Annotated in this window: 6 protein-coding genes; 2 read left to right on the top strand and 4 right to left on the bottom strand. The window is 43.2% G+C overall.

Annotation, left to right across the window (positions count from 1 at the left end; all coding sequences use genetic code 11):
* Positions 1-1,330: multicopper oxidase family protein (locus DCC39_RS18375; protein ID WP_165820938.1), on the bottom strand; the 1,330-nt coding region annotated here is incomplete at its 3' end.
* A gap of 452 nt (positions 1,331-1,782) precedes the next feature.
* Here DCC39_RS18375 and DCC39_RS18370 point away from each other — a divergent pair.
* Positions 1,783-2,259, top strand: a complete 477-nt coding sequence (locus DCC39_RS18370) for a MarR family winged helix-turn-helix transcriptional regulator (protein WP_116556339.1) — start codon at positions 1,783-1,785, stop codon at positions 2,257-2,259.
* 322 nt (positions 2,260-2,581) lie between these two features.
* Here the strand turns inward: DCC39_RS18370 and DCC39_RS18365 are convergent, their stop codons facing one another.
* The 3 genes from DCC39_RS18365 to DCC39_RS18350 form a co-directional block, all read right to left on the bottom strand.
* Positions 2,582-2,818: an SRPBCC family protein gene (locus tag DCC39_RS18365; RefSeq protein ID WP_116556338.1), complete on the bottom strand. Its 237-nt coding sequence runs from the start codon at positions 2,816-2,818 to the stop codon at positions 2,582-2,584.
* A 232-nt stretch (positions 2,819-3,050) separates the two neighbouring features.
* Positions 3,051-4,688: an FAD-dependent monooxygenase gene (locus DCC39_RS18355; RefSeq protein WP_165820937.1), complete on the bottom strand. Its 1,638-nt coding sequence runs from the start codon at positions 4,686-4,688 to the stop codon at positions 3,051-3,053.
* Between the two features lie 26 nt (positions 4,689-4,714).
* Positions 4,715-5,317, bottom strand: coding sequence for a PadR family transcriptional regulator (locus DCC39_RS18350; protein WP_116556340.1), 603 nt, complete (start codon positions 5,315-5,317; stop codon positions 4,715-4,717).
* Between the two features lie 244 nt (positions 5,318-5,561).
* Here DCC39_RS18350 and DCC39_RS18345 point away from each other — a divergent pair, with 244 nt between their 5' ends.
* Positions 5,562-6,197 carry a LysE family translocator gene (locus DCC39_RS18345; protein ID WP_116556335.1) on the top strand — a complete coding sequence of 212 codons (636 nt, stop codon included), beginning with the start codon at positions 5,562-5,564 and terminating at the stop codon, positions 6,195-6,197.
* Positions 6,198-6,355 lie beyond the last annotated feature (158 nt).

Below are 6,355 nucleotides of genomic sequence, written 5' to 3'. Positions count from 1 at the left end.
CTTCATCGAGCACATTTCGTTTCCCGTGTCCGTCTGGGCTATACACTATTCCTAGTGGTTTGTCTTCTATTAGCATTGCCAGCGTAACGGAAGTGTCTGGCATGATGAATTCGATATCGTAACGCCCCCCTCCTCCGATTCGTAATAAACTAGTCGTCAGAGTACCTGGCTCATTCAACTCATAACCATCGATGGCTATAACCTTGAAAGGCACGCAGTTTAAAGAAAACGTACGAGTTAAATTACCCGCATTTACGAGACGGAGTCGTACAGGTGTTCCCGGATTAACCATTTTCCTTTGGAATGTATCTGCCGTATCGAGGGCTGGAATATTCCTGCCGTCTGGAATGATCCAATCATGAGCCACAATCGTCGTATCCATCGTTTTTGTTTCATGTTGACTGGATGGATGTATGATAAAGGCCCCGAATAGCCCCTTTTGCACTTGAATGGAGGACTGCTGGTGGGAATGGTACCAATGAGTTCCCTCCTCTTTTACAACAAAACGATAGGTATACGACTCTCCAGGCATTACGGCATCCTGCGTCATCCCTGCAACGCCATCTTCACCATTAGGGACATCTACTCCGTGCCAATGAATGGTAACCCCACTATCGATATTTTTATTCACCAATCTTACTTCCACCAAATCCCCTTCATTGGCGACAAGCTCTGGGCCTGGGCTCTGACCATTAAACGTCCACGCTTCAATGGATTCGCCGGAAGCAAGGCGAATCTTCTTTGTCTCTGCGTAGAGGACGTATTTTTTGTCAGGAATGTCTGTTTGAGGTCCTTTCAACTCCACAACACTAATCGGCTTACTGTCTGAATTGGAATCATGACCGTCATGGTGGGCATTTGTATTTTCATCTGAGCTGGAATCTCCACCCCCAAAATCGGCAGTATGGTGATGGACCATGTTCATCCTGCCAGGAAATTCACTCATCTTTTGAGAAACGACTAATCCTGTTATGGCTACTCCAAACACCAAAACGAAATATACAGCTCCTCTTATGATTCTTATGCTAAATTGGGGAAGCCGATTTTCCAGAATCCTTATCCTTCTTCCATGGTAAAGCCATAGCAGACCTGCTGAAATGATCAGTGCCCCGCCATAAATCAAAAGATCTTTTGTATTAGGAATGGCAGGTATGTCTATCGTTACTAGAAAAAAGGCAAGTATTGCTCCAACAGTCATTACATGTATAGACACAATAAAGAACAGTAAAGACTTTTTATTGGTTTCCCTCGATAAGTTAGGCAGCGCAAAGATCAACACAATTGCCGCTGGCAAGCTTAACAAAGGCAATAGGTTCAAGACCCGGTCCATGATAAATAGCCATCCGTAATTTACGAAAATTATCATGATGTCCAGTGCTCAAACCATGATTAGGGCGGTACCGATATAGACGCCAACTTTGGCTGCTTTTAGCCATATTCGGAAGCTCGATTCACTCTCTTCCACAATATTTGAGGTAATTCGCGGCATAGCCAGTAGCCCCTGAAACACCCACTAGTAATAGTAATAACAAAAATTCTACTCCCATAAGGAATTCGAACACGACTGTTCCCTCTTTTCCTGAAATTTATCTTAATTATTAAGATATATGGATGAATCATGTTTATTTCATAATATCAACCAGTCGTTACCTTTACCTCAGTCTTAAGGCTGATTAAGAGTTCCTAAACTTTAGTTCTGATTGCCCCAACATATATCGCTCAGTGAATGGATCCTTTATGCTATACTTTATGAATCGAAATAAATCAAAGGGGGTATGTATGATGCGACCGACACAAACAGACCTTCATCTGTCACTTTTAGAAGCTTCCAAACAGTTATCCACTCAAACGATCATGTTTCATCAGGCGATAGCTGGGCATCTTGGCCTTAACATTACAGATCATAAGTGCTTAGATTTGATTCTAAGCAGAGGAAGAGCCACTGCAGGACAGCTAGCAGAGTGGACGGGACTAACCACGGGTGCTATTACAAGCGTGCTAAATCGCTTAGAAAAAGCGGGCTATATCCGCCGGACGAAGGATCCTAACGATCTCAGAGTGGTCTATGCCGAGCCACTCTATTCGCAATTGCATACGATTAAAAAGGCATTCACTCCGTTAAACGATGCCATGCTTGAACTCTACTCGAAGTACAGTCAAGAGGAGTTACAGACCATACTCGATTACTTGATTCTCTCCTGTCAATCTCTTCGAAAGCTTACCGACGACCTTCGTAAACCGACTATAGAGAATCAGTAAAGCCGTTGTCGTTAGAACATCGGCCACCTGTACTAGCATGATTGGGGCAAGTGTAATATTCTGGATTGAACGAAGGAAATCCGATCGCTTTTAACGACGTTGTGGAAATACACCAGTCATATTATAGATTACTAGTTGTTAGTCATTGAACGAATCCCCGCCTTCAATCGTGACAGTCCAACCCCATTTATCTTAATTATTAAGATAAAGGGCAAAAAAATGACGTATTACTATTACAAATTTAGAACTAGTTTTAGTCCTAGACTTAGCAGGCTATGCTGAAGCCTATACCACTCTCGCACTGCAGCAAACCGTATGGAAGTTACCCCTTAAGGACAGCCTTCAAGCCAGCAGCTGTTTGCGGCTGCTCTTTCTTCATCGATTGACGCATGAAAAATTCAGCTACCTTCGGAACGTTGTCAACTTGAATGGAGAAATGAACACGGCAAGATTGATCCGAGATCGGCTCAATACGATAGCTTTCGCGAAACGATTGTTTTTCATCAGGAACTGTCTCCATCGTCAACAATTGATCCTGAACAAGCTCGGTCACGATCATGTTTTTTTCACTCTTGAAGCCTGAGTATTTTCCACTTTCGAAATATTTGGTCCCCAACTGAGCCGGTCCTTTTAGGAGTAACTCGAGCCTCCATAATGCCTTTAATCCAGGAAGGTCGCCCCTCTAGATCAATGAGGCGTGAAAAAACGATAGATGCGGGATAATCATAGATTTCGGTATATTCAAATGTAAGCATAATTCTTATTTTCCTTTCCTTTTTGATGTAGTTGATTTAACGAAAGAGGATTGTTGACAGGGCATTGGTTAACACTTTTTCCATTTCTTCCTTATTCTCCCCGGTACCCGGTTTTCGCCATCCGATATACCCGTCCGGCCGCACAATGACAGCCCCTGTGGAAGTGATTCCGTATGCGTCAAGAAAATCGTTCCCGGGATTGCTGAAATCACCTTTACGACCACCAATCTGATAAATATCCATCGGGAGACGGAGCGCATCTTTAACATGTTGGGCAGCCTCCAACCCGTTTTGTCCGTCAGGGCCAACGAGCAAGACGAACCTGGAACCAAATAGATCTAATGAGGAAATGGTATGACCACCCCGTTCGAGAACGATGTGCGCTGCGCGGGTTCCCGGCTGTCCCTTCCATAACTCGGGCGACTGTACAATAGGGAGGTTCTGCCCGTCTGTTTCCGGTACGATTGCGCCATCTTGGTAATGATAACCCATATTGACATGCAGGGTGCTTACTGTAATCCCATCCGATCCTTCATGTTCGCGCTGCTGGGAAAGCATGACTACTTGCTCTACGGTGTAATCGGCTACGGGCCGCCGTTCAACATCGTATGTGGCAAGCAAATCCGAACCGGCTTCACCACGCAAGACGGCGGCGAGTTTCCAAGCGAGGTTTTGCGCCTCGGCGATGCCGGTGTTGCCTCCCAGGCCGCCGCTTGGAGGTTGAACCCGAGCGGAATCGCCAACTAAAAAAATGCGGCCTTCTTGGAAGCGATCAGCAACACGACCGGCCATTTCCCAAGTTAATACCTTTTTGATGGCAACAGGGATGTCAGGAATTCCGATTGCTTCCCGAACTAATGCAACACAGCGTTCCTCGGGATAATCGTCAATCGTTTCCTCCTCTGGATCATATATAACGTCCAACCGGTATATATGAGGTCGCCTGTAGGTTCCAGGATACAGTACAAGACTTCCGCTTACGGTATCATTGGCGAAAAAACACATATGCGCATTTTGCCTTCTAAACAGCTCATGAATGTCCGCATCGAAAACTACGCTGATCAGATGGAAGAGCGTACCTTCTCCATGTTGATCAATACCTAATTGTGTACGGATTCCACTCTTATTCCCATCCGCTCCTACCATATACTTGGTTCGAACACGGCGCGTTTCGCCGCTGATTCGATCGCAAATCATGGCCGAGATGCCATCCTCATCTGTTTCAAACTCGATCAACTCCGTGTTGTAACGCAAATCGGCACCAGCTTGCTCGGCCTGTGCCCGGAGAACCGGCTCAAGCAGATCTTGTGCGATGCCATTTCCTTCAACTGGACTAGCATCCGTAAAGTAGGCACTCATATCTTCCATCAGGTTATCAAACATTTGCCCAGCCAAGCTCTCTACAAACATGATGCCAAACTCCCGAGGGAAAGGGGGCTCTTCATGGCGAATCTCCTCCTCGATCCCGGCTGAACGGAATATTTCCATCGTTCGGGCAGTTAAGCTCGAAACGCGCGGGTGAATGGACGTTCCTGGATGACGCTCTACGACTAATGGCTTAATCCCCTGGCGAGCTAGAAAAAGGGAAAATGACAGGCCTATCAGACTTCCTCCAACAACGAGGACAGGGACCGTTTCATCGAATGATGAGGATTGATTTAATCGTTTATTCATTAAAAATACAACCTTTCGTATATAAGTTAATTTTCTTTTTCGCGAAGCTCTTCCATGCTCCATTTCAGCTTTTTAGAATCGATGTCCGCGATGATGGATGTAATCCATTCTATTTCAGCCGCAAGCACTGTTCGTTGATATTCGGCCTCAAGTAAAAATAAGCGCGGCAGGCCCAGCGATGCTCCTTTCTGAAACTGATCTTCAAGTCGGGCGAGTGTCTTTTTAAGAGCGCTTACTCTTTGTTTGAAGAGCAATGCGACATCTTCAGGCGTTAGCAATGCCAGAAAAGACACAGCAGCAGGGAACTCTAAAAATTCCTGAGCCGGTGTAGAGATCATTTCCCGGATCCATGAATAGGCAGCATTTCGACCTAAATCCGTGATTTCATAAACAATTAAATCTGGTCTCCCTTCGTTCTTTTTCTTTTCTTGGATGGCAATGGCCTTGTCTCGATGCAACCGATCAATCGTTTGGTAAATACTCGTTCGATGGCGAACGTTAATAACTTCATCTTTCCCCCTCTCTTTAATAAGCTGCTGCATACGATACGGATGCATAGGCTCCTCAATAAGAAAGCAAAGTACGGCTAATGCGACAGGTGATTTTTTAATTGTGTTTTTCATATTCATAATATTACTATTAATAATATGACGTGTCAAGAAATAAAGTAATTGCCAATCTCCGAAATGTATTGGCAAAAGATTGTAGACAACTTATGAGAAATTGTTATACTTGTTACAAGGCGGAAAGGCCTTCTAGTATACAGGTATATGGAGAAATTCATGGTGTCTACTTTTCCACACTGATCGAGGAGCAGGCTTAACATACCATGGTAGTAAAAATGTTATATGGAATAGAAAGTGTGAGGATAGCATGGTTTCATTTATTGTCGTTGTTTTTCTTTTATTTCTAATCCCAGGCCCTGCGGTCATTATTACAATTTCTCAAACGATAAAAAGCGGGAGAAAAAATGGTATTATGACTGCTTTAGGAATTGCCTTAGGTGATATTATCCATGTATTGTTCGCTATTTTAGGGTTATCAGCGATATTATTAAGTTCAGCTTTCGCATTTGAAATCGTAAAATATATCGGAGCTATTTATTTATGCTACTTAGGGATTCAAATGTTACTGGCAAAGGCGAAACAAGAAGAAAAACCAAACGTTGAACAAACGTCTGTGAGTATAGTTAAAAGCTCGAGTTGGAAATCAATTAAACAAGGCTTTTTAGCGGAAGTATTGAATCCTAAAACAGCATTATTCTTTTTAGCATTTTTACCTCAATTTATCCAAAATGACGGAAGCAGTGTGACATTACAACTTCTTGTCTTAGGCATTGTATTTGTGCTAATGAGTATTGCATACACTACTTTTTTGGCTTATTGTACAAGTTTCATTGGAGCAAAGATGTTCAAAACGTCAGGTGTTTTTGCTAATAAAGCCGAGAAGATTGTTGGTTTGATTTATATTGGATTAGGCATACGTTTGGCCTTTCAAACTCAAGAATAGATGGGGAATATGAATTATTCGTTTCCCCAAACTTAACAACTTTATTATTCCTAAAAAAATTGTAGATTGAAAGAAAACACTTATTTTTAAGTAACTCAACTTTCGCAGACTGAAACAGGCAGATATACCTTGATATAATTAGGTAAGCCTGCAATCCA

Source organism: Pueribacillus theae, assembly GCF_003097615.1.
Classification (GTDB): domain Bacteria; phylum Bacillota; class Bacilli; order Bacillales; family UBA6769; genus Pueribacillus; species Pueribacillus theae.
Note: the sequence above shows the minus strand (reverse complement) of the source record. Positions and strands in the feature narration are given on the sequence as shown.

Coding starts and splice junctions, on each gene's coding strand:
- DCC39_RS18370 (WP_116556339.1), top strand. CDS start 1,783: ATGCGACCGACACAAACAGACCTTCATCTGTCACTTTTAGAAGCTTCC.
- DCC39_RS18365 (WP_116556338.1), bottom strand. CDS start 2,818: ATGATCGTGACCGAGCTTGTTCAGGATCAATTGTTGACGATGGAGACA.
- DCC39_RS18355 (WP_165820937.1), bottom strand. CDS start 4,688: ATGAATAAACGATTAAATCAATCCTCATCATTCGATGAAACGGTCCCT.
- DCC39_RS18350 (WP_116556340.1), bottom strand. CDS start 5,317: ATGAATATGAAAAACACAATTAAAAAATCACCTGTCGCATTAGCCGTA.
- DCC39_RS18345 (WP_116556335.1), top strand. CDS start 5,562: ATGGTTTCATTTATTGTCGTTGTTTTTCTTTTATTTCTAATCCCAGGC.